The organism is Haemophilus parainfluenzae (assembly GCF_014931415.1).
Lineage (GTDB): Bacteria > Pseudomonadota > Gammaproteobacteria > Enterobacterales > Pasteurellaceae > Haemophilus_D > Haemophilus_D parainfluenzae_AF.
The window spans coordinates 1,218,866-1,245,248 of sequence record NZ_CP063121.1 but is presented as its reverse complement, the minus strand read 5'-3'; the positions used below and the strand labels follow the sequence as shown (position 1 = coordinate 1,245,248).

General features: G+C 40.3%; 19 protein-coding genes and 1 tRNA gene. 6 read left to right on the top strand and 14 right to left on the bottom strand.

Features of this window, described 5'->3' with window-relative positions; all coding sequences use genetic code 11:
- Positions 1-35 precede the first annotated feature (35 nt).
- Together msbA and INP93_RS06180 are read right to left on the bottom strand one after the other, a co-directional pair.
- Complete coding sequence (gene msbA, locus INP93_RS06185; protein WP_005697209.1) at positions 36-1,784, bottom strand: lipid A ABC transporter ATP-binding protein/permease MsbA; 1,749 nt, start codon at positions 1,782-1,784, stop codon at positions 36-38.
- A 50-nt stretch (positions 1,785-1,834) separates the two neighbouring features.
- A complete protein-coding gene (locus INP93_RS06180) occupies positions 1,835-4,237 on the bottom strand; it encodes a DNA internalization-related competence protein ComEC/Rec2 (RefSeq protein WP_197544420.1) in 2,403 nt (800 codons plus the stop codon).
- A gap of 262 nt (positions 4,238-4,499) precedes the next feature.
- Between INP93_RS06180 and dksA the strand changes: the two genes are divergently transcribed.
- The 3 genes from dksA (at position 4,500) to folK (ending at position 7,033) form a co-directional block, all read left to right on the top strand.
- Positions 4,500-4,937 carry an RNA polymerase-binding protein DksA gene (gene dksA, locus INP93_RS06175; protein WP_049384440.1) on the top strand — a complete coding sequence of 146 codons (438 nt, stop codon included), beginning with the start codon at positions 4,500-4,502 and terminating at the stop codon, positions 4,935-4,937.
- Positions 4,938-5,270: 333 nt separating this feature from the next.
- Positions 5,271-6,530, top strand: coding sequence for a polynucleotide adenylyltransferase PcnB (gene pcnB, locus INP93_RS06170; RefSeq protein WP_232087620.1), 1,260 nt, complete (start codon positions 5,271-5,273; stop codon positions 6,528-6,530).
- Positions 6,530-7,033: a 2-amino-4-hydroxy-6-hydroxymethyldihydropteridine diphosphokinase gene (folK, locus tag INP93_RS06165; RefSeq protein WP_197544418.1), complete on the top strand. Its 504-nt coding sequence runs from the start codon at positions 6,530-6,532 to the stop codon at positions 7,031-7,033. The genes pcnB and folK overlap by 1 nt, the downstream gene beginning before the upstream one ends.
- 54 nt (positions 7,034-7,087) lie before the next feature.
- On the opposite strand, the gene dcuC is transcribed toward folK, so the two are convergent.
- From dcuC to INP93_RS06140, 5 genes are all read right to left on the bottom strand, one after another.
- Entirely contained in the window at positions 7,088-8,446 is a 1,359-nt protein-coding gene (gene dcuC, locus INP93_RS06160) for an anaerobic C4-dicarboxylate transporter DcuC (RefSeq protein ID WP_070852996.1), read from the bottom strand.
- A 268-nt stretch (positions 8,447-8,714) separates the two neighbouring features.
- On the bottom strand, positions 8,715-9,596 hold the full coding sequence (locus INP93_RS06155) for a hypothetical protein (protein WP_197544417.1): 882 nt from the start codon (positions 9,594-9,596) through the stop codon (positions 8,715-8,717).
- A gap of 22 nt (positions 9,597-9,618) precedes the next feature.
- Entirely contained in the window at positions 9,619-13,530 is a 3,912-nt protein-coding gene (gene hrpA / locus INP93_RS06150; RefSeq protein ID WP_197544416.1) for an ATP-dependent RNA helicase HrpA, read from the bottom strand.
- Positions 13,527-13,916 carry a DUF423 domain-containing protein gene (locus INP93_RS06145; RefSeq protein WP_005697207.1) on the bottom strand — a complete coding sequence of 130 codons (390 nt, stop codon included), beginning with the start codon at positions 13,914-13,916 and terminating at the stop codon, positions 13,527-13,529. Before INP93_RS06145 ends, hrpA begins: the two co-directional genes overlap by 4 nt.
- Entirely contained in the window at positions 13,917-14,369 is a 453-nt protein-coding gene (locus INP93_RS06140) for a DUF441 domain-containing protein (RefSeq protein WP_005697212.1), read from the bottom strand. It abuts the gene before it with no gap.
- A 167-nt stretch (positions 14,370-14,536) separates the two neighbouring features.
- Between INP93_RS06140 and INP93_RS06135 the strand changes: the two genes are divergently transcribed.
- Complete coding sequence (locus INP93_RS06135; RefSeq protein WP_005697215.1) at positions 14,537-16,441, top strand: monovalent cation:proton antiporter-2 (CPA2) family protein; 1,905 nt, start codon at positions 14,537-14,539, stop codon at positions 16,439-16,441.
- A gap of 35 nt (positions 16,442-16,476) precedes the next feature.
- Here the strand turns inward: INP93_RS06135 and rlmKL are convergent, their stop codons facing one another.
- From rlmKL to mltA, 4 genes are all read right to left on the bottom strand, one after another.
- A complete protein-coding gene (gene rlmKL, locus INP93_RS06130) occupies positions 16,477-18,612 on the bottom strand; it encodes a bifunctional 23S rRNA (guanine(2069)-N(7))-methyltransferase RlmK/23S rRNA (guanine(2445)-N(2))-methyltransferase RlmL (protein WP_005697231.1) in 2,136 nt (711 codons plus the stop codon).
- A gap of 291 nt (positions 18,613-18,903) precedes the next feature.
- Positions 18,904-19,896, bottom strand: a complete 993-nt coding sequence (gene znuA, locus INP93_RS06125) for a zinc ABC transporter substrate-binding protein ZnuA (RefSeq protein WP_197544415.1) — start codon at positions 19,894-19,896, stop codon at positions 18,904-18,906.
- A 167-nt stretch (positions 19,897-20,063) separates the two neighbouring features.
- Positions 20,064-20,825, bottom strand: a complete 762-nt coding sequence (tcdA, locus tag INP93_RS06120; protein ID WP_197544414.1) for a tRNA cyclic N6-threonylcarbamoyladenosine(37) synthase TcdA — start codon at positions 20,823-20,825, stop codon at positions 20,064-20,066.
- Entirely contained in the window at positions 20,825-21,952 is a 1,128-nt protein-coding gene (gene mltA, locus INP93_RS06115; RefSeq protein WP_049365357.1) for a murein transglycosylase A, read from the bottom strand. Before mltA ends, tcdA begins: the two co-directional genes overlap by 1 nt.
- Before the next feature lie 191 nt (positions 21,953-22,143).
- Here mltA and INP93_RS06110 point away from each other — a divergent pair.
- Positions 22,144-22,220: transfer RNA gene (locus INP93_RS06110), tRNA-Met, on the top strand.
- A 113-nt stretch (positions 22,221-22,333) separates the two neighbouring features.
- Here the strand turns inward: INP93_RS06110 and INP93_RS06105 are convergent.
- The 3 genes from INP93_RS06105 to metC all read right to left on the bottom strand — a co-directional run bounded on the left by INP93_RS06105 (position 22,334) and on the right by metC (position 25,552).
- On the bottom strand, positions 22,334-22,840 hold the full coding sequence (locus INP93_RS06105; RefSeq protein WP_197544413.1) for a DUF2301 domain-containing membrane protein: 507 nt from the start codon (positions 22,838-22,840) through the stop codon (positions 22,334-22,336).
- A 74-nt stretch (positions 22,841-22,914) separates the two neighbouring features.
- Positions 22,915-24,270, bottom strand: a complete 1,356-nt coding sequence (mpl, locus tag INP93_RS06100) for a UDP-N-acetylmuramate:L-alanyl-gamma-D-glutamyl-meso-diaminopimelate ligase (protein ID WP_197544412.1) — start codon at positions 24,268-24,270, stop codon at positions 22,915-22,917.
- 91 nt (positions 24,271-24,361) lie between these two features.
- Positions 24,362-25,552, bottom strand: coding sequence for a cystathionine beta-lyase (gene metC / locus INP93_RS06095; RefSeq protein ID WP_197544411.1), 1,191 nt, complete (start codon positions 25,550-25,552; stop codon positions 24,362-24,364).
- 140 nt (positions 25,553-25,692) lie between these two features.
- On the opposite strand from metC, the gene INP93_RS06090 reads away from it, so the two are divergent.
- Positions 25,693-26,295, top strand: coding sequence for a peroxiredoxin C (locus INP93_RS06090; RefSeq protein ID WP_197544410.1), 603 nt, complete (start codon positions 25,693-25,695; stop codon positions 26,293-26,295).
- The last annotated feature ends 88 nt before the right edge of the window (positions 26,296-26,383 follow it).

Genomic DNA, 26,383 nt, shown 5'->3' with positions numbered 1-26,383 from the left:
ATTTTGGGCGAACACATTGGTTCGCCCTTATTATTTTATCCGCTAAACTGCATACTGTGTAATTGTTTATATGCACCATCAAGTGCTAATAAATCTTGATGCGTGCCGCGCTCTTTAATTTCACCATGTTCAATGACTAAGATTTCATCGGCATTTTCAATGGTTGATAAACGATGGGCGATAACCAATACCGTACGATCTTTCTTCAGTTCCTCTAATGCAGATTGGATCGCACGTTCAGATTCTGTATCGAGTGCAGACGTCGCCTCATCTAAAATTAAGACAGGTGAATTACGTAATAACGCACGAGCAATGGCTAAACGCTGACGCTGACCACCTGAAAGGGTTGCACCATTTTCACCAATAACGGTATCAAAACCTTGTGGCAGTTTCTCGATAAATTCCAGTGCATAAGCCGCTTTTGCTGCTTCGATAATTTGCTCACGTGTATATTTGTCTTCTGCCGCATAGGCAATATTATTGGCGATCGTATCGTTAAATAAATGCACTTGTTGAGAAACAACAGAACAATTCTCACGTAAATTAGATAAACGATAATCTTGAATTCTCACGCCATCTAATAAAATCTCGCCTTCGTCAATATCGTAGAAACGCGTCACTAAATTAGCAATCGTTGATTTCCCCGAACCTGAACGTCCCACTAATGCCACAGTTTTGCCTGCAGGCACATAAAAAGAGATATTATTTAAGGCTTTCTCTTCTTTACCCTCATAAGCAAAACTCACATTTTTAAATTCTAAATCACCTTTTGCGGGTTCAGCTTTATACGTACCATTATCTTTCTCTGTTTCTAAATCTAAGATGGCAAATAATGTCTGACAAGCCGCCATACCACGTTGGAACTGTGAGTTAACATTCGTCAAGGATTTTAACGGACGCATCATCGCTAACATGGAAGAAAATACTACAGTGAAAGAACCTGCAGTTAAATTATCATCCGCAATTAATGGTGTGGTTGCCAAATAAAGCACAGCAGCTAACGCCAAAGAAGCAATCACTTGCACAACTGGATCTGAAATCGCATCAGCAGTCACCATCTTCATACCTTTGCGACGCATATCGTTACTGACTTTATCGAAACGCTCTTCTTCAACTAATTGTCCACCAAAAGACAGCACCACTTTATGCCCTTTTAGCATTTGTTCCGTTGCAGAGGTCAATTCCCCCATGGAATCTTGCATGTTTTTACTAAGCTTACGGAAAATCTTAGATACCATGCGAATCAGTACTGCAATAATTGGGCCAATCACGAAAAGTACAAGTGTTAATTCCCAACTGGTATAGAACATCACAACAAGCAACGAAATTAAATAGGCTCCTTCGCGAACAATCGTCACTAATGAACTAGATGAAGAGTTCGCTATCATTTCTGAATCGTAGGTAATACGAGAAAGCAATTTGCCTGTTGAATTACGATCAAAGAAGCTCACTGGCATAAACATTAAATGTTTAAACAAACGGCGGCGCATAATCATCACTACTTTACCGGATACCCACGCCAAGCAATAAGTAGAGACAAAGTTGGTCACCCCACGCAATATAATCATACCAACGACAACAAATGCCATCATTTTCAAGAAAGAATGATCGGCTTTTCCAAAACCATCATCAAGCAAAGGCTTAAGCATATAAATCAAACCTGAATCTGCCAACGCATTAAAAATTAAAGCAAAAGCGGCGACTAATAAGCCTGATTTAAACGGTGAAATCATCGGCCATAAACGCTTAAAAGTTTGTGTGGTTGAGAAATCTTTATCTTGCATAGCTTATTCTTACATCAATTATCTTAAAAAAATTGGCTGCATTGTACCTGTTATTTCGGGGATAATCCAATTACACGGGCAAACCAAGGTGAAAAATCTCCTCTCGCTTTTTCAATTTCAATGCCCTTTTCAGTAAAATTTAACCTTATATGACCTGAAATAGCGCTATTTTCGACCGCACTTTGATAACGATTTAACCGTTCAATCACGGTTGGATGAGGAAAATTCCACGCATTCCATCGTCCACTTGAAATTAAGGCTATATCCGGTTTTGTCTGTCCCAGTAAAAACTCGCCTGTTGAAGTTTTACTACCATGATGCCCCACCTGTAACACGTTAATCTTGCCGAGGTTTTCAGCAAAAGATCTTTCTGTTGCCACATCAACATCACCGGTTAAAAGGATCTGATACTGCCCATCCGTTAGTAAAATTACGCAAGATTGCGGATTTTCCGCCCTGTCTGTAATTTGTGCAGGTGAAAGAACTTTAAAATCAAGTCCTCGCCATTGCCATTGTTTCCCCTGAAGACAAAAAGTGCGGTGCATTTCGCCATAGCTTTTGCGAGAAGGTGTAATCAGCTCAATCTCTGGGTATGCGGTTAAAATCGTTTTAGCACCGCCTGAATGGTCATTATCATCATGGCTTAAAATCAAGGTTTCAAGTTCAATCCCTTCCCGTTGAAGATAAGGCAATATTTCCAATTCCGCCATGGAAGAGCCCCCTGTTCCACTCTGCCAAGCTGGGCCCGTATCATACAACACGCCTTTCCCTTCTTTTACAATTAAGGTTGCTAAACCTTGACCAACATCTAACGTATCTAACTGCCATTTGGGTTTCGTAAAATATCGATACCCTAGCGTACTCATACAAACACTAAAAATAAGAATAACGCCTAAAAGAGCTTGCTTATAAGCTTTTGGCGATAAGATTTTTGTGTAATTTAATGTAAAAAATCGACTTGATTTTAACGGTGTATTTTTTGTTTGAGTTTGAGATGCAAAATACAATCCACATAACATGCTGCCAAAAACAAAGCTTAAAAGTGCAGTCAAAACGAGGGATAAATTCATCGAAATTGGCATATACGAGCCCTGGAAAAAACTGAGGCATTGCGTAATACCTTGAGCAATCGCATTTGAAAGAGGCCAAGAAGAAAATGCGCCATTCGTTAACACCGCAAAAAGAATCAAGGGTACCAGTAAGAAACTATACAAGGGCACGGCGATTAAATTCGCCAAAAATCCATTTAACGCAAAGCCATTAAAAAAGAAAAGCTGAATAGGTGTGAATAAAATTAGAAGCCCGAACTGCAAATGAAACAAGCCCAAAATCCACCGCACTTTGCGGGATAATTTTTGATGTCGCCATTCAAAGATCGATAAGGGAACATATCGGTACCACACAATCAAACAAGTAACAGCACCAACTGAAAGCCAAAGGCTCACCGAAAGTGGCATAATCGAATCGCAAAACAACAAAAATGCCACCACTAAACAAAGCATTTTCGAAGGCGTGTAATATCGTCGAGAACATTGAAGGATTGCAATAAAAAGCAACGCCATCATTGCACGGAAAGTCGGTAAACTAAATCCGGCTAAATAGGCATAACCTAAGGCAATCAACACACCAAAGCAAAGTGGAAACCAGGGTGAAATAAAGCGTGTAGGCAGTACGAGCTGCAATAATCGAGCAAAGAAAAAGCCTATCCCCATGGCTAAACCAATATGAAGCCCTGAAATCGCAATTAAATGTGCTGTATTCGTTTGTTGGTAAATCAACCACGTTTTATTATCCAACCAAGCCCGCTCACCAAATGCCAATGCAATAAGCAAACCTTGTAAAGAAAGCCCTTCTGTCTGTTTGAGGCTATTCTGTAGAAAATGTGTGCGATAAGAAAAATCGTCTTCAATTTTGACCGCACTTTTCACATATCCAACGGCAATAATCCTTTTGGAAAAATACCATTGCTGTCGATCAAATCCTCCATGATTTAATCTTGCAGATATAGGTCGAAGTTTTACTTCTGCCTGCCAAATTTCACCTACTTGTGGCTTTTCCAGCGCTTTCCAATTAATAAAAATCTGTTGTTCTTTTCCATCAAATAAAGAGGTTGTCGCAACCAACGTTTGATAATCTTGCTGATGAAGAATTTCTGAGATGTGGAGATCTAAGGTAATTTTATTCGGTAAACTTGAAATTTTCTCTGCTTGTCCCAATAACGATAAAGCTGGTGAATGCGCATAAGCCAAAGTAATCAAAAACAAGATACCACTTATGCAAAAATTTCTGGCTTTAAAATAATTGAACCAATGGAAACAAAGTGCGGTCATAACCAACATTAAAATGCTCAGTCCCGCCTGTTGCCAAGTGAACAGTAAAAAATCGGGCACGATAAGCAAGGATAAGGCTGAGACAATGAGCATCATGCACAGTTGAAATAGCGTGATTTTCATTTTAAGTGTGATTTATAGCGAGAAAGTAAGGCAAACTAGCCTTAACCTCACAGATAAGCAAATGAGCATACCGTTTTTTGCGATCACGATCGCAAATTTGAAATTTCTAGGCTAAATTTATTTGCTAAATAGGTGAAGTTCTGCTATTTATATCGCCCTTAAAAAACAGGGTTCTTATGTCAGCTATTTTTTAGCTGATAAGAATCAATCAAAACAACAAGACAGGAAGTCGTTTAAATCTTTACTACATTAGGAGTTATCAATGTCTAAGGCATCTCTAAGTTTGCTGGATTTAGCCGGTGTTAAGCCTTATCAACCAAAGAAAGATGAAGAATACATGAATGAAGATCAGATTCTTCATTTCAGAAAAATTTTGACTGCGTGGCACGAGCAAATTGTGGAAGAAGCATCAAGAACGGTTGCTCATATGCAAGATGAAGCATCAAACTTCCCTGATCCGGCTGACCGTGCGACACAAGAAGAAGAATTCAGTCTTGAATTACGTAACCGCGATCGCGAACGTAAATTAATGAAAAAGATTGAATACACATTGAAAAAATTAGATACCGATGATTTCGGCTATTGCGATTCTTGTGGCGAAGAAATTGGCATTCGTCGTTTAGAAGCTCGCCCTACTGCTGATCTTTGTATCGATTGCAAAACTCTTGCTGAAATTCGTGAAAAACAAGTTGCAGGTTAATTTATTTAAGTAACCCAACAAAAAGTGCGGTCAAAAACAACCGCACTTTTCGTGTTTTTATCAAATGCGCATTGAACATAGAGAATGGAGTAAATTATTCTTACTTATATAAAAAATTTATTTGGTAAAAAAACTAAAAAAGAAACTGAAACCAATATAAATTCGCCCGTTCCCCAAACGGTGCCAAAAAGCAAAAAATCTAACGTTTCAAAAACAGAGCGTTCACAACCCAAGATCGCCCCGTCCTCTCCTCACCATAAAAAAACCAACACTCAAGCCTCTCGTTACGACAAGCATAGCGTGAAAGCCTCTCATTTCGGCATTAACCCACGCATGTTTAGCCGTAATGCCATTACCGTGGTAGAAAAATTGCAACGCCAAGGTTATGAGGCTTATATCGTAGGGGGCTGTTTGCGTGATTTATTATTAGGTAAACATCCAAAAGATTTTGATGTGGCAACAAATGCACGTCCCGAGCAAATTCAAGCGGTATTCCAACGTCAATGCCGTTTAGTTGGTCGTCGTTTCCGTCTTGCACATATTATGTTTGGACGCGATGTGATCGAAGTGGCCACATTCCGTGCTAGCCATTCGGATGCGCGCAGTGAAAATCAAGCGAAACAAAGCGATAAAGGAATGTTACTACGTGATAACGTGTACGGCACCATTGAACAAGATGCCGAACGCCGTGATTTCACTGTAAATGCCCTTTACTACAATCCGCAAGATAATACCTTGCGTGATTACTTCAACGGGATTGATGATCTGAAAAACGGGAAATTACGTCTGATTGGCGATCCAGTGACTCGTTATCAAGAAGATCCTGTGCGTATGCTACGTTCTGTGCGCTTTATGGCGAAATTGGATATGTTCTTGGAAAAACCAAGTGAACAGCCGATTCGTGAGCTTGCGCCATTACTGAAAAATATTCCACCGGCGCGTTTATTCGATGAAAGCTTAAAATTATTGCAGTCTGGCAATGGCGTAAAAACCTATAAATTACTTCGTCAATATGGCTTATTTGAACAGCTTTTTCCAAGCTTAACGCCTTATTTCACCGAAAAAGAAGACAGCCTTGCGGAGCGTATGATTTTAACTTCGTTAAATTCAACTGATGAACGTATTGCCGATAAATTGCGCATTAATCCGGCCTTCTTATTTGCGGCATTCTTCTGGTATCCATTGCGTGAAAAAGTGGATGTGCTGAAAAATGAAGGTGGATTAAACAATCACGATGCTTATGCCCTTGCAGGCAATGAAGTGCTTGATCAATTATGCCGATCATTAGCCGCACCTCGTCGTCATACATCCGTTATTCGTGATATTTGGATGTTGCAACTACAATTGCTTAAACGCACGGGTTCTCACCCTGCTCGCACGATGGAACATCAAAAATTCCGTGCAGCCTTTGATTTATTGGCGATGCGTGCTGAAGTGGAAGGCGGTGAAACCGTTGAGCTCGCAAAATGGTGGCATGAGTACCAACTCAGCAATCAAGAACAACGTCGCCAGTTGGTTCAAGAGCAACAAAAATTGCATCCAGCGCCAAAGAAAAAATATTACCGCAGACGTAAACCTAAGGCGGCTAACTAATGGTTCAAGTGTATATCGCCCTTGGCAGCAATTTAAATACGCCTACAGAACAATTAAATTCGGCATTAGCGGCAATTTCTGCGCTGCCTAATACCGAATTAAAATCGGTGAGCGGATTTTACCAAAGCAAACCATTAGGCCCGCAGGATCAACCGGATTATGTAAATGCAGTAGCGATGATCGAAACCACTCGCCCACCTTTAGCTTTGCTCGATGAATTGCAACGCATCGAAAATGAACAAGGTCGCGTGCGTTTACGTCGTTGGGGTGAGCGTACACTGGATTTGGATATTCTGCTTTATGGCGATCAAATCATTCAAAATGAACGCTTAACCGTGCCTCATTATGATATGAAAAACCGCGAATTTGTGATTGTACCGCTTAATGATATCGCACAAGATTTGGTTTTACCGGAAGGTGAAAAAGTCGCAGATTTGGTGAAAGCGTTTGAAAATCATCAAATGCATAAAATCAAAAACAGCGAGAAAATTGACCGCACTTAGATCAAAACAAAAGGGCTGATATTCACTATCAGCCCTTCTTTTTTACCTATCAAATTAGGCGGCAACGGAAACAAAGATTTCTGTGCCGATAATCACACAAATAAAACCGACCAACATTGGGACAGACATACGTTTTACGATTTCAAATGGTGAGATTTTTCCCATACCGGATACCGCCACAACCACACCAGAAACAGGTGATAAACCACGACCTAAGTTAGAGGCTTGTAACATTGGAATGGTTAAGAACGCTGGATTGACGCCCATTTGGGTAGCTAATTTTGGAATTAATTCTGCAAAAGCATAGAACGCCGCGTTACCAGAACCTGTCGCCATGGTGGCTAAAATGGTAATCACCGCGAGCACTAACATCATAAAGAAGGCTGAACCGCCAAACGATTGTGCAGAGTCGATTAAATTAGTGATAAAGCCGATTGTACTTAAACTTTGTGCAAATACACCTGCAGCCACTAAAAGCATTACCACGCCCGCAAAGGCATCTGCCATACCGCGATATGCCACCACGAGATTATCGAAGGTTTGTTTCGCGTTAAAGCTACGTAAGAAATCCACTACTGCAGTAATGATAAAGCAAAGCACCATCACAGTAACAATGTGTAAATTTGGTAAGCCCCATTTACCGTCAAAAATCAACACGCCGATAATTGGTAATAATGGCAAAATCGCATAGTAGTTTGGTGCAGTGGTTTTAATTTCATCTGCATTCAAACGTTCTACTTGTACACCTTCTTTTTTATCTAAATAACGCTGCCAGAAGAAGTGAGCAACAGCAATCCCTAGAATCGCAAAAATCGAAACCGGCAATGCGGTGCCAAAAGCAAACTCACCTAAAGGGATTTTTGAAATTTCAGCAGAAAGCACCACGTCGCCCGAAGTTGGGGAAAGAATAATCGAAATTGGTGATGCGCAAATTGCCGCTGCCGCTCCACGTGAAATCCCCACATTTACCATGACAGGGAATAATGTCGCCATTAATAACACGCCTAAACCTGTTGCAGATGACACAGCAAAAGACATCAAACATGCAAGGAAATAAGCAAATACCATTAAAATATAAGGTGAACGGATATTTTTCAGTGGTTTTGAAACCAATTTCACCACCACATCGTTCGCGCCAAGATGAGTCATGTACACGGAGAAACCACATAACACCATGATCATCAAGCCTAAACCGCCGCCACGATTACCGAGTAGATATTTCACATATTCTAAAATATCAAAATAGGTGGAACCGGTGCTTTTTACGCCTTCCGGTAAAATCGAATGTCCCATCAGTACTGAAATGAATAACAAGACCAAGCCACCGAACATCAACACGCCGGTCGCTGAGTAGCCTTTCACGATATAATATGCCACCAAAACAATGGCAATCAAACCTATAATCAGATCCATAATTTACCTCTTTATTAAAATAATAATATCAGCAAGATAGCGATTGAATTGGCAGTTGTAAATCAGTTCAATACGAAAATTTGAGGTAGATCACAAAAAGATTTTGAGAAGAAAGTGCGGTTGGTTTTGGTTGAGTTTTTGAGATTGGAAATGTTTGAAAAAAGTGCAGTCTTTTTAAAATAGATAATGCGACTCTATCTAGGAACTGTTTCTCGTTAATAAGCCCTAAATAACACTAATACTTAACTCCTTATAAATTACTTTATTCTTACTCGCTATAATTTTTTAGTCTAAACTTATCAACATGTATATCTTTCATATCTAGCTTAGATTCTGATAAATAAATTCTATCAATTTTAAATTCTTTTAAACGCCCCAAAACGGACTCCGTACGAATTTTTTCAAGCGAAATAATTCTATTCAATACTCTAAAATATTCTTCTAAATACTCCACAATAGAATCCATTGCTATAACATGTTCAACATTACAACCAGCAGCAGTTCGTCCACCACCTGGGGGAAAAAAGAAATCATCATGTATAGGAATAAAAGTATTAATATTAAACTTACGCAAAAGCTTTATATCATCAAGTTTATCAATTTTATCTCCCTCATTGGATACACCTTGGAGTTTTACATGATTAAGAAAATTTGGTTTTTCACTATTTAATATTTCCAATATATCTGAATTATGCCAAGCATCTCCCCCATGAGGTTTTATTGCCAAAAAGAATGCCTCATTATTATTAACAAATACTAAAGCAAGATCTTTGGTTCTTTTCACAAAACCATTTTCTATGGAGTCTCCTAGATGAAAATGCTTAACTCCATAATAATCTAGTAAGCCATCAAACTTTGATGCATTTAACGAGTCCTTACTTAAATAAGCATTGACATCTTTTCCCTCTTCAAAAGCTATCTTTAATTTATCAATGGCAATTTTATTACTATGTTGGTTAGCTTGTTGTTCAAATAATTTTGAAAAAGTAACTTTTCTTGGCTTAGGAAAAACAATCTTTGAACGATAATTCAAATACTGAATAAAAATAGGAATGCGACTATCCAAGGAATAACTAACATTCCTTGTATCCATGATATATTTTGCCCAGTTATTTAATGCAAATTTAATATCTTTAGAATTTATCTGCATATTATTCTTCAGATGGTTTTAGTTACATTTCATTAATCAAATTCAAAATCCGCTTATCCGATACCTGATACTTCGTGCCTAACTGCTGCGCAAATAAACTCACACGCAATTCCTCAATCATATAGCGAATTTCCGCGACTTCATCGGAAATTGGTTTAGATTTCGGCAGTTTAGCGAGCAATTGTTGGTAAGCCTGTTGCACTTGTTCCACGCGTAGCATAGCCGCACGGTCACGATTCACATCTTGAGCCAGTTTATCGATACGTTTATCAATGGCTTGTAAATAACGTTGTAAATCCGGTAGGCGATCATAACCGCTCTTTTGCACAAAGCCTGGATAAATCAACCCGCTTAACTGCGCCTTAATATCAGAAAATGCAAAGGCCATCGTGAAATCCATTTTACCTTTTAAACGTTGGTTTAAGGCATGGTTAAGGGAGAGAATTTGCTCCACTTTTTGTGCAATATCTACGGTCACTTCGTTAAGGTTTTCCCGCACGAAATCACGCAATTTTTCAAAGCCTGCCTCATCCCACACAAAACCGCCAAAATCGGCAATCAGTTTATCCACGGCACAAGCGATACAGTCATCGATCAAATCCAACACTCGACCGAACGGGGTAAAATACAGCCCCAATTTGGCTTTATTCGGCAATTTTTCATGCAGATATTTAATTGGTGACGGTACATTGAGCAGCAACAAGCGGCGCAGCCCTTGTTGCATTGCTACTGCTTGCTCGAACTCTGTTTCAAACAGTTTGATACCTACGGCATCTTTTTCATCTACAATAGCCGGGAACGCTTTGACGCTAAAACCACGTTGTTTTTGCTCATAACATTGTGGCAACTCTGCAAAGCTCCAAATATGTAGCCCACTTTGTTCAATACCATCATCGGCCACGGCAGAAATACTTTCTTGCACGCGATCTTTTAAGTTGAATTTCAGCTCATCCAAATTCATGGATTCGGCAATTTTCTTGCCGTTTTCATCCACCACACGGAACGTCATTTTCAAATGGCTTGGAATTTGTTCCCAATTCCAATGTTCAGCTTCTACGGTGACGCCCGTCATACGACGCAATTCATAAATCAGCGTATCTAATAACGGTTTTTCCAACGGTACTGTGCGACTTAAAAAAGCTTGGGCATAATTAGGTGCTGGCACGAAGTTACGACGATAAGATTTCGGCAACGATTTAATCAACGCAATCACCAGCTCTTCACGCAAGCCCGGAATTTGCCAATCAAAGCCCGTCATTTCCACTTGGTTGAGCAATGGCAACGGAATATGAACCGTCACGCCGTCCGCATCAGTACCTGGTTCAAATTGATAAGTTAATTTGAGTTTTAAATTGCCTTGATGCCAGAAATTCGGGAAATCCAATTTGCTCACTTGTTCCGCATCATCATTAATCAAGAATGAACGTTCAAAATGAAGCAATTCCGGATCTTTTTGCTGCGCCTTTTTCCACCAGGTATCAAAATGTTTTTGGGAAACCACTTCCGTACCAATACGCTGATCGTAAAATTCAAAAAGCGTGCGGTCATCCACCAAAATATCACGGCGGCGGCTTTTGTGTTCTAATTCCTCTACTTCTCGAACGAGTCGTTGATTTTCTTTGAAGAATTTATGTTTGGTATTCCAATCCCCTTCAACTAAAGCAGATTGAATAAAGATCTCACGGCTTACCGTCGGATCAATAGCACCGTAATTCACTGGTCGCGCCGCCACAATCGGCACACCGTAAAGCGTGACTTTTTCATCGGCAATTACCGCCCCACGGGATTTCGACCAACGCGGTTCTGAATAGGATTTTTTAATTAGGTGCTCTGCAAGTGGCTCAATCCATTCTGGCTCGATTTCCGCCACCATTCGCCCCCAAAGTTTGGAGGTTTCCACTAACTCTGCCGCCATCACCCATTTAGGCTGTTTTTTGAAAAGTACAGAATTAGGGAAAATCGCAAAATGGGCATTACGTGCACCAAGATATTGTTGTTTCTCCGCTTCTTTTAAACCGATATGAGAAAGCAAGCCGCTTAAAAGTGCGGTATGAATTTGCTGATATTCTGCTTTTTCCGAATTAATCGGCAAGCCCATTTCACGCACTGTTAGACGAATTTGATGATAAATATCCTGCCATTCGCGAATACGTAAATAATTTAAGAAATCCTTTTGGCATTGACGACGGAATTGGTTTTTACTTAATTCTTTTTGTTGTTCTTGTAGGTAACGCCAAAGATTGAGAAAAGCCAAGAAATCCGATTTTTTATCGGCAAAACGACGATGTTTTTCATCGGAAGCTTGTTGTTTTTCTTGTGGGCGCTCGCGAGGATCTTGAATGGATAAAGCGGCGACAATAATCATCACTTCATGCAATGCACCTTGTGAGACAGCAGTCAGCAACATCTTCGCCAAACGAGGGTCCACAGGGAGTTGAGCTAATTGACGACCTACTGCCGTTAATTGACGTTTCTCGCCCGCTTTGGTGCGAACCATTTCAAACGCACCCAATTCTTCCAACAGTTTTATACCATCTTGAATATGGCGTTTATCTGGCGCATCAACAAACGGGAAAGCTTCAATATCATCTAAGCCCAATGCCGTCATTTGTAAAATAACAGAGGCTAAATTGGTGCGAAGAATTTCAGGATCGGTAAACTCCGGACGAGAATTAAAATCCTCTTCCGAATACAAACGAATACAAATCCCCTCGCTCACACGACCACAACGACCTTTACGCTGATTAGCCGATGCCTGTGAAATAGGTTCAATCGGTAAACGTTGTACTTTGGTGCGATAGCTATAACGGGAAATCCGCGCGGTACCGGGGTCAATTACATATTTAATGCCCGGCACGGTCAATGAGGTTTCCGCGACGTTGGTCGCCAACACGATGCGATTTAAACCGCTTGGATGGAAAATTTTATTCTGTTCTTGCGCAGACAAGCGAGCAAAGAGCGGTAGAATTTCCGTATGTTTTAGATTTTGTTTTTGTAAGGCTTCGGCAGTATCGCGAATTTCACGCTCACCATTCATAAAGATCAAAATATCGCCACGACCTTCCGCCTGCAGTTCATCCACCGCATTGAGAATGCCTTGTAGCTGATCTTGGTCGTCTTCTTCCACTACGGGGCGATAACGCACTTCCACAGGATAGGTTCTGCCCGAGACTTCGATAATCGGGGCATTGTTGAAATGTTTGGAAAAACGTTCCACATCAATGGTCGCAGAAGTGATGATGAGTTTTAAATCACGACGACGTGGTAAAAGCTGTTTCAGATAACCGAGAATAAAATCGTTATTTAGGCTACGTTCGTGGGCTTCATCAATAATCAAACAAGAATATTGATTGAGGAAACGATCGTTTTGAATTTCTGCTAGCAGGATCCCGTCGGTCATCAACTTGATTTGCGTATCATCACCGATTTGATCGTTAAAACGAACCTTATAACCAACTAAACCGCCAAGCTCCGTATTCAACTCTTCAGCAATACGCGCTGCAACCGAACGAGCAGCAATACGGCGCGGCTGAGTATGGCCAATCATGCCCAAATTGCCGAAACCTAATTCCAAACACATTTTCGGCAACTGCGTGGTTTTACCTGAACCGGTTTCCCCTGCCACTACAATGACCTGATGTTCAGAAAGCAGTTTTTGAATTTCTGCTTTGCGTTGGCTAACGGGCAAACTCTCTGGAAAAACAATGGGATTTTTAACCGCTCTTTTACGATTTTCTACACGTAATTGGGCCTGTTCAATCTGCAGCTGGATTTCAGCGGCAACAGCTTGTTGAGCCTCTTGGCTTTTAATTTTTCCAATCCCATGAATGCGGGCGGATAAACGACGTTGATCCACCAGCATGATATCCTTGAGTTTCGAAAAGAGAGATTGTTGTATCGGGTTTAATTCACGTTTGACTGATTTGTTCTTCATACTGATTTACTTTTAAAACCACCGTAAGCCAAGCAAAGCCAACCAATTAAAAATAACGTTCCACCAATCGGCGTCACCCACACAAGGAACTTGCCTGCACCAAGCGCAAGTGCATAAAGGCTGCCACTAAAAAGAAGAATACCGTACGCCCAAGCGCCTGCAGCAAAATTAGCCATTTTATTTCTAACCAATGCTTCACGGCATAATTGCAAAATACCAATCGCTAAAATCGCAATGGTGTGGAACATTTGATATTTCACACCTGTTTCAATCCAGGCTAGCTCTTTAGGTTCTAAAACCTTGCTTAATCCATGTGCTGCAAAAGCACCAATCGCCACACACAAAAAACCGCTCAACCCAGCGATAAATAACCATTTGTTTTTCATCTAAAATTTTCCTACTAATATCGCTAAAATACCGGCGGCGATAAGTGGACCTACCGGAATCCCACCTAAGAAAGACACACCAATAATCGTACCAATTAATAATCCAGTCACTAAAACGGGTTGTTCTCCCATTAATGGCACGCCTTTGCCTGCAAGCCACGCCACTAATGCCCCGATTAAAATAGAGATGCCCATTTTCCAGTTTAAAAATGAGCTGAGATCAGGCAATTGGATTTTCCCCGACACTAACGGTGCAAGCACACCAATCGTTAAAATGATGATCCCAATTTTTATCCCGTATTGTTCAAGTATGGGAATGTATTTGGATAATAAGGTTTGCTGCATGATTAATAACACAGCCGCTGAGATGGTGATTGCGCTGTTTTGACTCATTAAACCTAAAATGATTAAGAAAACCAACAACAACGCTACCATATTGAATTGTAATGACATAATACCTCTAAAGTGCGGTCAGAAAAATGACCATTTTTGGCATGTAAAGTTTTTGTAAATTATACCAATTTCTTGCTTTTCTGTGTTTTTTATTTACCCAAAAAAAGCTAGAATACAAAAGAACTTACTTCTCATCCTCCCTGTTTTTACTAAGGTTCCTTTGCCCTATGTCGAATGTCGTCAGCCCTGAATTGATTAAAACTGTTGTTCTACTCGCCACCAGCGTAACCATCGTGCCGCTTTTTAAGCGTATTGGCTTAGGTAGCGTATTAGGTTATTTAGTGGCAGGCTGTTTAATTGGTCCTTCGGTATTTGGCATGATAGAAGATGCGGAATCAGTTCTCCATATGGCGGAACTGGGCGTGGTGATGTTCTTATTCATTATCGGTTTGGAAATGCATCCCGAACGCTTATGGGCAATGAGAAAAGCAATCTTTGGGCGAGGTTTTCTACAAGTAGGGCTATGTGGTGCACTGCTTACCTTTGCCGGTATCTATATATTAAATCTTCCTAAAGAAGTCGCGTTTATTGCAGGTATGGGCTTTACGCTCTCCTCTACTGCTATCGTAATGCAGGTATTAGAAGAACGCGGCATTACGAATACACCAAAAGGCCAACGGGTGATTTCAACCTTAATTTTTGAAGATTTATCCATTGTGCCATTATTGGCTTCTATTGCCTTTTTAACGCCTGAAACCAAACATATTGAACATCAAACCAACTGGACATCCATTGCTATTGCACTCGGTGCTGTTGTGGGTTTAGTGGTTGCGGGTAAATGGTTAATGAACCCTATTTTCCGCTTAATTTCAAAAGCTCACATTCGTGAAATGATGACAGCTGCCGCCTTGCTTGTGGTATTAGGAGCTGCATTAGCCATGGAAGCGAGCGGACTTTCAATGGCGATGGGCGCATTCGTCGCCGGTGTGATGCTTTCAGAATCGGCATTCCGTCACCAACTCGAAGCGGATATTGAACCGTTCCGTGGTCTATTGCTCGGTCTTTTCTTTATGGGCGTAGGGATGTCACTTGATTTAACCTTGGTGTTCGACAATGCACTTTGGTTATTAGGTATCGTGTGCCTTTATATCATCGGCAAAGCCTTAGCCGTTTACACTGTTGCACGTATTACGAAACTTGATCGAAAAGAATCCGCTGGACGAATGACCATTATGGCGCACGGTGGTGAATTTGCATTCGTACTTTTCTCTGCCGCGACTACGGCTGGTGTAATGACAAAAGATCAAAATGCAACTTTTACTGCAGCTGTCATTATTTCGATGCTATTCTCCCCATTGATTGGTTTATTGATGCGTAAAATCAACCAACGTAAATCAACAAATCAAGAGGAAAAAGTAGATACTAGCGATCTTGATCCAATTGTGGATTTAGAAGATAGCGTACTCGTGATTGGTTTTGGTCGTTTCAGTCAAATCGTCTGTCAATCGCTTCTTGTTCGTGGCATTAACGTATCGGTGATTGACCGTAACATCGAAAACATCCGTGCGGCAGCCAAATTTGGTTTTAAAGTTTATTACGGTGATGGTATTCGTCTTGATGTGTTACGTGCTGCCGGTATCGAAAAAGCGAAATGTGTCGTCATCGGGATTAACGATACAGATCGTATTGAAAGCATTGTTCAGAACTTGAAAGATGCTTATCCGAAACTCCCTATTTTGGCGCGAACTTATGACCGTAAAACAACAGTAAGCCTGATTAAACGAGACGTAGACTTTATTGTACGTGAAACCTTTGAGTCTGCACTTACGCTCAGCCATGCAACATTAATGCAATTAGGTATCAATAAAATTGAAGCGGATGAAGTGATTGCAGAAGTTCGTTACTTAGATCAAGAACGATTGAATGAAGAAGTTTTGCATGGTTTTTCTACGGACATCATCCGAAAATATTGGATGCCTAAACCTTTCATTAAACCACATTCTGATGCTGAAGCACTAAACGAAGAAACGGCTGAGATTTTAGAAAAAGAAGATGACACCAATGACGAAGCAGCGGTTGAAACCCTTCTTCATGATGATTCTGAAGCCGAAAAACAAAAAGAAGTCGAATAATAAAAAAGCCCGATAAATCATTATCGGGCTTTTTGTTAGGCTTTCATTGTTACAATCCAGCAATTGTGGATTTGTTTATTACGCTCAAAATCAAGTGGTAAGGTTTTCGCTGAAATTTCGACCGCACTTAATCCCAATTCATCTAACGCCTCAAAATCCATTTTAAAACCTCGTTTATTGTTCGAGAACACGATGGTGCCGTTAGGGCGTAAAATACGTTTGAGATTACGCATTAATTTGATGTGGTCACGTTGAACATCCCAACTGTCTTCCATACGTTTAGAATTCGAGAATGTTGGCGGATCCACGAAAATCAAATCAAACTGGCGATCACATTTCTCTAACCACTGCAAACAATCTGCCTGAATGAGCTTGTGCTGCTTGCCTTCAATATCATTTAAAATCAGGTTTTGCTCTGCCCAGTTTAAATAGGTGTTTGACATATCCACGGTTGTTGTCGATTTTGCCCAACCTAATGCAGCATGCACTGTTGCGGAACCGGTATAAGCGAAAAGATTGAGGAAATCTTTACCTTTTGCCATTTCACCAACCATTTTGCGGGTTAATCGATGATCTAAGAATAATCCTGTATCCAAGTAATCCGTTAAATTCACCCAAAGCTGTGCACCGTATTCATTTACATAGAAATATTCGCCTTTATTGGCCAATTTTTCATATTGATTCGTGCCTTTTTGTTTTTGACGTACTTTCAAAATCAGTTTATTGGTTTCAATACTAGTGACTTGTAAGGTTGCAGTCACTGCATCCAATAAACGTTGACGCGCTTTATTTTCATCAATATTTTTCGGTGCGGCATACTCTTGCACCACAATATGATCGCCATAGCGATCCACGGCCACATTGTATTCCGGTAAATCCGCATCATATAAACGATACGCATCAAGGCCTTGCTGTTTCGCCCATTTTTCAATTTTCTTGATATTCTTCTGTAAGCGATTCGCAAAATCCACCGCTACCGTTGAAGTGCGGTCAAATTCAAGCGGATTTTCAACCGCACTTTCTTTGCGTTCTGAAATTTGATAATTCTTCTGAACACAATCTAATGGACCATTTTTCGCTTTAAATTGACGATGAGAACGCATACGCAAGCAATCAAGCAAGGTAGATTCACTACTGAAAATTGACGCATTCCAACCACCAAATTCATTTTTAAGGCGTTGTCCGAATACGGAATACAACGCAATCAACGCAGGGGTTGTGCCTAAACGTTCACCGTAAGGCGGGTTACAAATCACCGTTCCCACTTCATCTGGACTTGGATTTTTTAATGCGGCGACATCACCTTGTTTCCACTGAATTAAATGTGCCACACCTGCATTTTGTGCATTCTTTTGCGCTTTTTTCAGTACGCGGTGATCGAGATCGAAACCATAAAAATACGGTTTTGGATTTTGATTAAAATAAGTTTCAGCTTGCTGTACCGCTTCTGCTTTTACCTTATCCCAAGCATCTTGATTATGCCCTTTCCAGCAATCAAAGCCCCAATGTAAACGATGTAATTGCGGTGCAATTTGTGCTTCCATCTGTGCCGCTTCGATTAACAAGGTACCTGAACCGCACATTGGATCCACTAAAGGCGTCCCTTTTTTCCAACCTGAACGCAGCACTATCGCAGCGGCTAAGGTTTCACGTAAAGGCGCTTGGCCTGTATCTTCGCGATAACCTCGTAAATGTAATGCTTCGCCACTTAAATCGAGTGAAACGACGAGCTCTTCTTTATTCAAATAAACATGAATTCGCACATCTGGATAGTCTTTATCCACATTTGGACGTGCTTTCCCTTGGCGTTCAAAATAATCCACAATGGCATCTTTCACACGCATCGCACCAAATTGGGTATGGCGAATCTCTTGGTTTGTCCCGTTAAAATCAACAAAAAATGTAGCTTTCTCATCGAAACAACTTAACCAATCCTGCCCTGTCACAATTGAATACAAGTCTAAATCACTATATACCTTACCATTTACAATAGGTAACAAAATACGTGAAGCTAAACGTGACCATAATAAGCTGCGATAAAGTATTTCATCATCAGCTTGAAAATGTACACCGCCTTGTGCAATTTTACATTCCGTTGCACCAAGCTCTGTCAGTTCGACTTTTAAGAGTTCTTCAAAACCACGGGCAGTTGTGGCAAATAATTGTTTCATGCGTTTTCTCGATAGGGAAAAATTGGGCGGATTATAGCATAGTTTTAATTAGGATTTCGCCTAAGGCGACCTACTTTTCTTTGCTTGTGCAAAGCAAAGTAGGCAAAAGAAAACACCCCCCAATTAAATCGCTAATCCTCATTCTCTTTCAATTTTCTTTACAGAAATTTTCGAACTCGCTTCGCTCAAACAAGCGAAAATTTCTTAAAAATTGAAAATCATTCGGGCGATTTAGATGGGGCAATAAAAAAACAGCCTTAACGGCTGTTTTTAAGATAAAAGTAAATAAGATTATTTACTTAAACATTGAGCATAGCTATCAGCGGTGGCTTGAAGGAAATTCGCATAAGAATTTGGACCAAGCTGTACATTATCGCCAATAGGATCTAAACGACCTACATTAACTTTTGTACTTTGCGCAAGCGAATCAATCACTTTTGGTGTGAATTGAGGTTCAGCAAAAAGACAATTTACATGGTGTTCTTCAATCTCTTCTTTGATGTGAGCAATGGTTTTTGCACCTGGTGCCACTAATGGATTAATGGTGAAATAACCGGTTTGATTTAAACCATAAGCATCATTGAAATAACTATAAGCATCATGGAACACAAAGAAGCCTTTATCTTTAAGTGGCGCTAATTGTGCTTTGATTTTCTCGCTTTGCTCAGTCAAAGTGCGGTTAAAATCGGCTAAGTTTTTCGCAATGAGCTCTTTTTTATCCGGATGTTGTTCCGTTAATTTATCCGCCACTTTTTGTGCCACAATTTGACTGATGGCTGGTGAATACCATAAATGCCAGTTCACGCTTAAACCATTTTCATCCACATCGTGGTCGTGATGGTCATGGTCATGATCATGACCATGTTCGTGCTTATGATCGTGTCCATGTTTATGATCATGACCGTGCTCGTGTTCATCGCCTTCATGATAATGTTCATGATGTACTTTGCTTAAAAGCGGTTTAATTTCTGGAATATCAGAAATATTGATGACTTTTTTGCTGTCAATTTGGCTAATCGGTTTTTCTAAGAAAGCGTCAATATCTTCACCAACCCAAAGCACTAAATCTGCCGATTTCACTTTTTGCACATCTGAAAGTTTTAAGCTGTAATCATGTGGAGAAGCACCTGCTGGTACTAAAACCTGTGTATCCGTCACACCGTTTGCAATAGACGATGTAATAAAACCGAGCGGTTTCACGGAGGCCAATACATCAGCATTTGCCATCATTGGAAGGGTTAAAAGTGCGGTAGAAATTGCACTCATTTTTAATACTTGTTTCATGTTTGTTTCCTTACTTTCATTGGGAATTATTCTCAAAGCCAACATAGACTACGCCTTTTTGATAAAATTGCAACGTTCCAAATAAAAAAATGAAGTGATATTTCTTCATCTTGTTAAATACTTTCATTCATAAAGAAAAAGCAACGTTTTCACGTTGCTTCATTTCTTTATTTTAATAACTTATCGATTACCCTAGAAACGGCAAAAAAGCCAAAGGTTGCGGTTATCATAGTTGCTGCACCAAAGCCATTTGCACAATTCATGGTGGCTGAGACTTCACAGCCTTCGCCCATTTTAGGGAAAATCAGAGGCTGGCTGGAAAACACTGCATCAACTACAAACTTACGTTGTGGATTTTGAGTAAAATTGAAATCCTTACGTAAAACTGACCGCACTTTTGCCAATAATGGATCTTGAATCGTTTTACTTAAATCAGCAATTTGAATTTTCGAAGGATCAGTCTGACCACCTGCGCCACCAATTGTAATAATCTTGATTTTATTACGTTTGCAATAGGCAATCATCGCGGCTTTGGTTTTCACGCTATCAATGGCATCAATCACATAATCATAACCACGATTTAAGTATTCCGCTTGATTATCCGGTGAGATGAAATCATCAATAATATTCACCACACATTCGGGATTAATCAGCTTAACGCGCTCGGCCATCACTTCCGTTTTAAGCTTGCCAATATTGCCGCTTAATGCAGGAAGTTGACGATTAATATTGGTGACACAAATATCATCCATATCAATCATAGTGATCTGCCCTACACCGCTTCGCGCCAATGCTTCCACCACCCACGAACCTACGCCGCCAATACCTATGACGCACACATGAACCTGACGCAAACGCGCCAAGCCTTCTGGTGTGTAAAGGCGGCCAATGCCGCCAAAACGTTGTTCGTAGTTATCGACTAGAGCCATTATTGTAGTACCCAAACTCGTCCATAGTGTTTTGATAACCCCGCAATATGACCCGCTTGATCGCCAATACCACGGTATAAGTCAAAGTGGTGACCATTAACTGCACCACCCACATCAAGCGCCACCATTAAGTGTAATTTGTGTGTGCCCATCCAGTTACCCTCATTATCAATATCAGGTACTTCAACCAATAATACAGTTCCAGAAGGAATCACATTGCGATCAGAAGCAACAGCAGCCATTGGCACTAAAGGCACACCAGCAGAACCCTTCACTTTACCTGTCGGATCGTTTTTAAAGAAAACATAAGATGGGTTACGTTCTAACAATTCTCGTACTCGAGATGGGTTTGCTTTCCCCCATTCACGAATCGCTTGAATAGACATTTTTTCTTTTGGAATTTCACCATCTTCTACTAATAAACGACCAACCGCTTGATATTTATAACCATTTTGACCCGCATAGGCTAAATAATTTAAATTGCCATCACCGTAATCAACATAGCCACTCCCCTGCACGCCTAGTAGGAAGTTATCCATCATTGAATCACTGTAAGCGAGCTCTAAGCCTTGTCCTGCCAATGCACCATTATAAATTTCTGCACGGCTATAACGTTTATAGCTTGGCATCGCATAAATTGGATGTTGATATTGACCTTGTGCAGTACGGCGTGCATGAATCACTGGCGAATAATAACCTGTCATCAACACGTTTTGATAACCATCGAAACCTTTCATAATCTGTGGGTTGATGCCGTATTGCGCTAATTCATTCACATTGGCCCCTGCAAGTACCCAGTTAGTGATTTTGCCATAATTCGCCGCAAAGCGATTTGTTAATGAATTTGAATAATCACGAACATTCGTCAGCTGTGTTAAAAAATCACCTTGGTTAACGACCGCCCCTTTGTTCTCCACGGAAGCTACGGGACTTAAAATAGCTTGTTGATAAGTACGTCCACTATACTTTGCCCCGAATTTTTGTGGATCGTCGCCTGTCGCAGTACGCGGCAAGCTAGAATTATTTTTTGAAGAGACTTTACTTGGTGCCGATCCACATGATGCAAGCACTGAAACAGCCGCCATCACAGAAAGAATTTTTACAGCGAGATTTTGACGAAATTTCATTCTTATTTTCCTAAATTAAACTAACTAATACAAAGTTGCATACGCTATCAAAAATTCCCTTTTAGGACTAGCACTATTTCATAAAATGATTAATTAATATTCACATCGTTTATTTTCTTAACAAACGGAAAGTCAAATTCAGTTTAAATCTTGCAATAATTTTTGAAACGAGTATATTACTCGCCATCAGACGCGGGGTGGAGCAGCTTGGTAGCTCGTCGGGCTCATAACCCGAAGGCCGTCGGTTCAAATCCGGCCCCCGCAACCAAATTACAAAGCACCGAAATTTCGGTGCTTTTTTCATTTTTAGATGAAAGTAAATTTAATCGAAATAAAAAGGCACAATGTCTTGAAACATTATGCCTTTATCTATTAATCTTATTAGATTTGATACTTTGTTTTATCGCCAATATCAAAATGCAATGGCATTCGCCATTTTTGAACTGCAAGAATTAATAATAATCCGCCTACAAGCAACGATAAAATTCGAGCAATCCAACCACCTTCAAATACCCAAGCAAACCAAAGTGCGGCGACAAATGCAGGTTGCAAATTTAATAGCGGTACTCTAAAACAGAAGTATTCTTTAAAACATAAACCGCCCAGTGTGACCAATGCACCACCTAACGCTAATTCATGCCAACCTAACAGCGCACATAAGAGTGCAAGCCACGTGGCAAATTGGAATGTTAAGCGGAAATGTTTTAAATAAATATGAAGGGATGATGCACAGCAAGTTGCTGCAATCAACACGGCCATCTGAGCCTGTTGAGGATACCAAGTTAAAGCCAAGATGCTAAACGCCGCAATGACAAAGCCTGTGCGATAAATAATGACGGTGAGTTTATCCCAAACATCCATTGGAGATTGAATATGTGGATCGGCCATGTGATTTCCTTATTTTTGATGATAAAAAGTGCGGTCAAAAACACTTTCATTTTTGACCGCACTTAACATTGAGATTATTTTAATCGATCTAAAATCTTTTGATGAATGCCACCAAAGCTACCGTTTGACATCACAAGAATGTGATCCGTTGGTTTTGCTTCTGCCACAATCATATCGACTAATTTATCAACATTTCCTGTGTAATGTGCCGGTTGCACACATTGTCCTGCAATTTCAGCCACATCCCATGGAATATTATCTGGTTGTAGCATAAACACGGCATCGGCACGTCCTAGTGCTGGGGCAATTTCATCTTTATGCACACCCATTTTCATGGTGTTTGAACGAGGCTCTAATACCGCAAGAATACGTACGCCACCGCCAACTTTGTCACGCAACGCAGTAAGTGTCGCAAGAATGGCTTCTGGATGGTGAGCGAAGTCATCATAAACCGTAATACCGTTGACTTCCCCCTTCACTTCTAAACGACGTTTTGCATTGATAAAGCTGCCCAATGCCTGGCATGCATCTTCAATTTTGACACCCGCATGGTAAGCCGCTGCAATCGCCATTAAAGCATTGTGCATATTGTGCTGTCCGACAATATTCCATTTCACTTCACCAACTCTTTGGCCATGATGGAATACGGCAAATTCAGAACAATCATTAGTAATACGTTCCGCAAACCATTCCTTATCTTTACCGATAAATTGCTGTTCTGACCAACAACCCATATTGAGCGTTTCTTTTACACTCTGCTCATCAGCAAAAGAAAGAACACGTCCTGTAGAAGGAATGGTGCGGATCATATGATGGAATTGACGCTGGATCGCATGAAGATCATCGAAGATGTCAGCATGATCGAAGCTGATATTGTTAATAATTAAGGTTTTCGGATTGTAATGGACAAATTTAGAACGTTTATCAAAGAATGCTGTATCGTACTCATCCGCTTCAATCACGAAGAACTCACTTTCCCCTAAACGAGCTGACGTACCAAAATTTCCCGCAATACCACCGATTAGGAAACCTGGTTTTAGCCCATTTTGTTCTAAAATCCAAGTCAACATGCCCGTTGTAGTAGTTTTACCATGTGTACCTGAAACCGCTAACACCCAACGGTTACGCAATAAATGGTCGTGTAACCATTGCGGGCCTGATGTATAAGGCAAGGCATTATCCAAAACATATTCTACGCAAGGATTACCGCGTTTCATGGCATTTCCGACAATCACCATATCGGGTGCAGGCTGAAGTTGAGCCACATCATAATTAGGAATAATTTCAATACCCTGCTCTTGTAAAAAAGTGCTCATTGGCGGGTAAACATTGGTATCAGAGCCTGTGACTTTATAACCCATTTGTTTGGCAATCATCGCGACACCGCCCATAAAGGTCCCACAGATGCCTAAAATATGAATATGTTTCATTGTTCTTCTCTAGTTGCTAAAAATGCTGACTATGATAAATCAACTCAAAGATTGAGTAAATAAGGGCTGTTTACATAAACAGCCCTCTTTCTTATTTGATTCGGTCAAAGCCCGCTTGAAGATCGGTGATTAATTCATCCGTGTCTTCAAATCCAATATGCAGACGAATTAATGAGCCCGTTAATTTACGTTCAATACCCGGGCGAATTTTCGCAATTTCTTCTGGTTGATTACATAAAATGAGCGATTCAAACCCGCCCCAAGAATAAGCCATCGTGAAAAGCTCAAAATGATCCATAAAGGCGGAAAGTTCTTCATCATTTAAACGCTTATGTAATTCAAAAGAGAATAAACCGCTTGCACCAGTAAAATCACGTTTAAAGTTTTCATGACCTGGACAGCTTGGTAACGCAGGATGATACACTGCTTTCACTTGTGGTTGTTCACTTAACCATTTGGCCACTTTTAAACTACTTTCATGATGTTGTTTTAATCGCACTCCTAAGGTACGAATACCGCGTGCTGTCGTATAAGCGGAATCAGCGTCAACCATTTGTCCCATTAAATAAGAATGTTCACGCAATTTATCCCAAGTACGTGCATTAGCTACTGCGGTACCGATCATAATATCAGAATGCCCTACTAAATATTTGGTCCCAGCTTGAATGGAGATATCAATACCATGTTCTAACGCTTTGAATAGTACGCCCCCCGCCCATGTATTATCGATCATAATGACGATTTCAGGGCTCACGGCTCGAACCGCTTTAACAATCGCAGGAATATCGGGTACTTCCATTGTTAAAGAACTTGGTGACTCTAAAAATAAGACTTTCGTGTTTGGCTGCACAAGTTTCGCAATATCAGTACCTATCATTGGATCATAATAGGTCGTATCAATATGCATTTTTTTCAAAATCACATTGCAAAAATCTTGTGTTGGCTCATAGGCAGCCCCTATCATTAAAACGTGATCGCCCGTTTCAACAAATGATAAAATGGCATTAGTTACTGCTGCGGCGCCACAAGGATAAAGATAACAGCCAGCGCCCCCTTCCATTTCACACATTAAATCTTGAAGCGCAAAATGCGTTAACGTGCCACGGCGTCCGTAGAAAAGCTCTCCCTTATAACGATTTTTTGTGCAATGTTTTTTATCTGCAATAGTGTCAAATACTAAAGAAGAGGCACGTTGGACCACAGGGTTTACCGCCCCTTGGGTAAAACGTTTTTTACGTCCGGCATGAACCAGTGTGGTTGATAAAGTATGATGTTCTGACATATATTTCACCTGTAACTTAGACAATATTAATTAATTCAATAGATAAAAACAGCTGTTAAAGTGCGGTCAATTTTTTTAGAATACTACCGAGTTTTTGCGTTAGCAAAATTTTTATTAACATTTATATAGGAATTATGACTATGGTATTAGTAACTCGTCAAGCTCCAGATTTTACTTCTTCTGCAGTTTTAGGCAATGGTGAAATCGTTAACAACTTCAATTTCAAAAAACACGTTAATGGTAAAGCTGCGGTATTATTCTTCTACCCATTAGACTTTACTTTCGTTTGTCCATCTGAATTAATCGCATTTGACCACCGTTATGAAGAATTCCAAAAACGTGGTGTTGAAGTGGTTGGTGTATCTATCGACTCAGAATTCACTCACAATGCATGGCGTAATACCCCAACTGAAAATGGTGGTATCGGTGCAGTTAAATATGCATTAGCAGCTGACGTTAAACACGAAATCGCTAAAGCATACGGTATCGAACACCCAGAAGAAGGTGTGGCATTACGTGCTTCATTCTTAATCGACAAAAACGGTGTTGTTCGTCACCAAATCGTAAACGACTTACCATTAGGTCGTAACATCGATGAAATGTTACGTATGGTAGATGCGTTACAATTCCACGAAGAACACGGTGAAGTTTGCCCAGCTCAATGGGAAAAAGGCAAAGAAGGTATGAAAGACAGCCCTGAAGGTGTTGCTAAATACTTGAAACAAAACGCTGACAAACTTTAATTTTTAAGAAAAAGCCACATTAAGTGGCTTTTTTTATTTTTGTAGATCCTTTAAAATGAACGTATCTTTAACCAGAGTACGGTTATTT

Bases quoted from the DNA above. Each gene is read 5' to 3' on its own strand.
- msbA (WP_005697209.1), bottom strand. From the start codon at position 1,784: ATGCAAGATAAAGATTTCTCAACCACACAAACTTTTAAGCGTTTATGG.
- INP93_RS06180 (WP_197544420.1), bottom strand. From the start codon at position 4,237: ATGAAAATCACGCTATTTCAACTGTGCATGATGCTCATTGTCTCAGCC.
- dksA (WP_049384440.1), top strand. From the start codon at position 4,500: ATGTCTAAGGCATCTCTAAGTTTGCTGGATTTAGCCGGTGTTAAGCCT.
- pcnB (WP_232087620.1), top strand. From the start codon at position 5,271: ATGTTTAGCCGTAATGCCATTACCGTGGTAGAAAAATTGCAACGCCAA.
- folK (WP_197544418.1), top strand. From the start codon at position 6,530: ATGGTTCAAGTGTATATCGCCCTTGGCAGCAATTTAAATACGCCTACA.
- dcuC (WP_070852996.1), bottom strand. From the start codon at position 8,446: ATGGATCTGATTATAGGTTTGATTGCCATTGTTTTGGTGGCATATTAT.
- INP93_RS06155 (WP_197544417.1), bottom strand. From the start codon at position 9,596: ATGCAGATAAATTCTAAAGATATTAAATTTGCATTAAATAACTGGGCA.
- hrpA (WP_197544416.1), bottom strand. From the start codon at position 13,530: ATGAAGAACAAATCAGTCAAACGTGAATTAAACCCGATACAACAATCT.
- INP93_RS06145 (WP_005697207.1), bottom strand. From the start codon at position 13,916: ATGAAAAACAAATGGTTATTTATCGCTGGGTTGAGCGGTTTTTTGTGT.
- INP93_RS06140 (WP_005697212.1), bottom strand. From the start codon at position 14,369: ATGTCATTACAATTCAATATGGTAGCGTTGTTGTTGGTTTTCTTAATC.
- INP93_RS06135 (WP_005697215.1), top strand. From the start codon at position 14,537: ATGTCGAATGTCGTCAGCCCTGAATTGATTAAAACTGTTGTTCTACTC.
- rlmKL (WP_005697231.1), bottom strand. From the start codon at position 18,612: ATGAAACAATTATTTGCCACAACTGCCCGTGGTTTTGAAGAACTCTTA.
- znuA (WP_197544415.1), bottom strand. From the start codon at position 19,896: ATGAAACAAGTATTAAAAATGAGTGCAATTTCTACCGCACTTTTAACC.
- tcdA (WP_197544414.1), bottom strand. From the start codon at position 20,825: ATGGCTCTAGTCGATAACTACGAACAACGTTTTGGCGGCATTGGCCGC.
- mltA (WP_049365357.1), bottom strand. From the start codon at position 21,952: ATGAAATTTCGTCAAAATCTCGCTGTAAAAATTCTTTCTGTGATGGCG.
- INP93_RS06105 (WP_197544413.1), bottom strand. From the start codon at position 22,840: ATGGCCGATCCACATATTCAATCTCCAATGGATGTTTGGGATAAACTC.
- mpl (WP_197544412.1), bottom strand. From the start codon at position 24,270: ATGAAACATATTCATATTTTAGGCATCTGTGGGACCTTTATGGGCGGT.
- metC (WP_197544411.1), bottom strand. From the start codon at position 25,552: ATGTCAGAACATCATACTTTATCAACCACACTGGTTCATGCCGGACGT.
- INP93_RS06090 (WP_197544410.1), top strand. From the start codon at position 25,693: ATGGTATTAGTAACTCGTCAAGCTCCAGATTTTACTTCTTCTGCAGTT.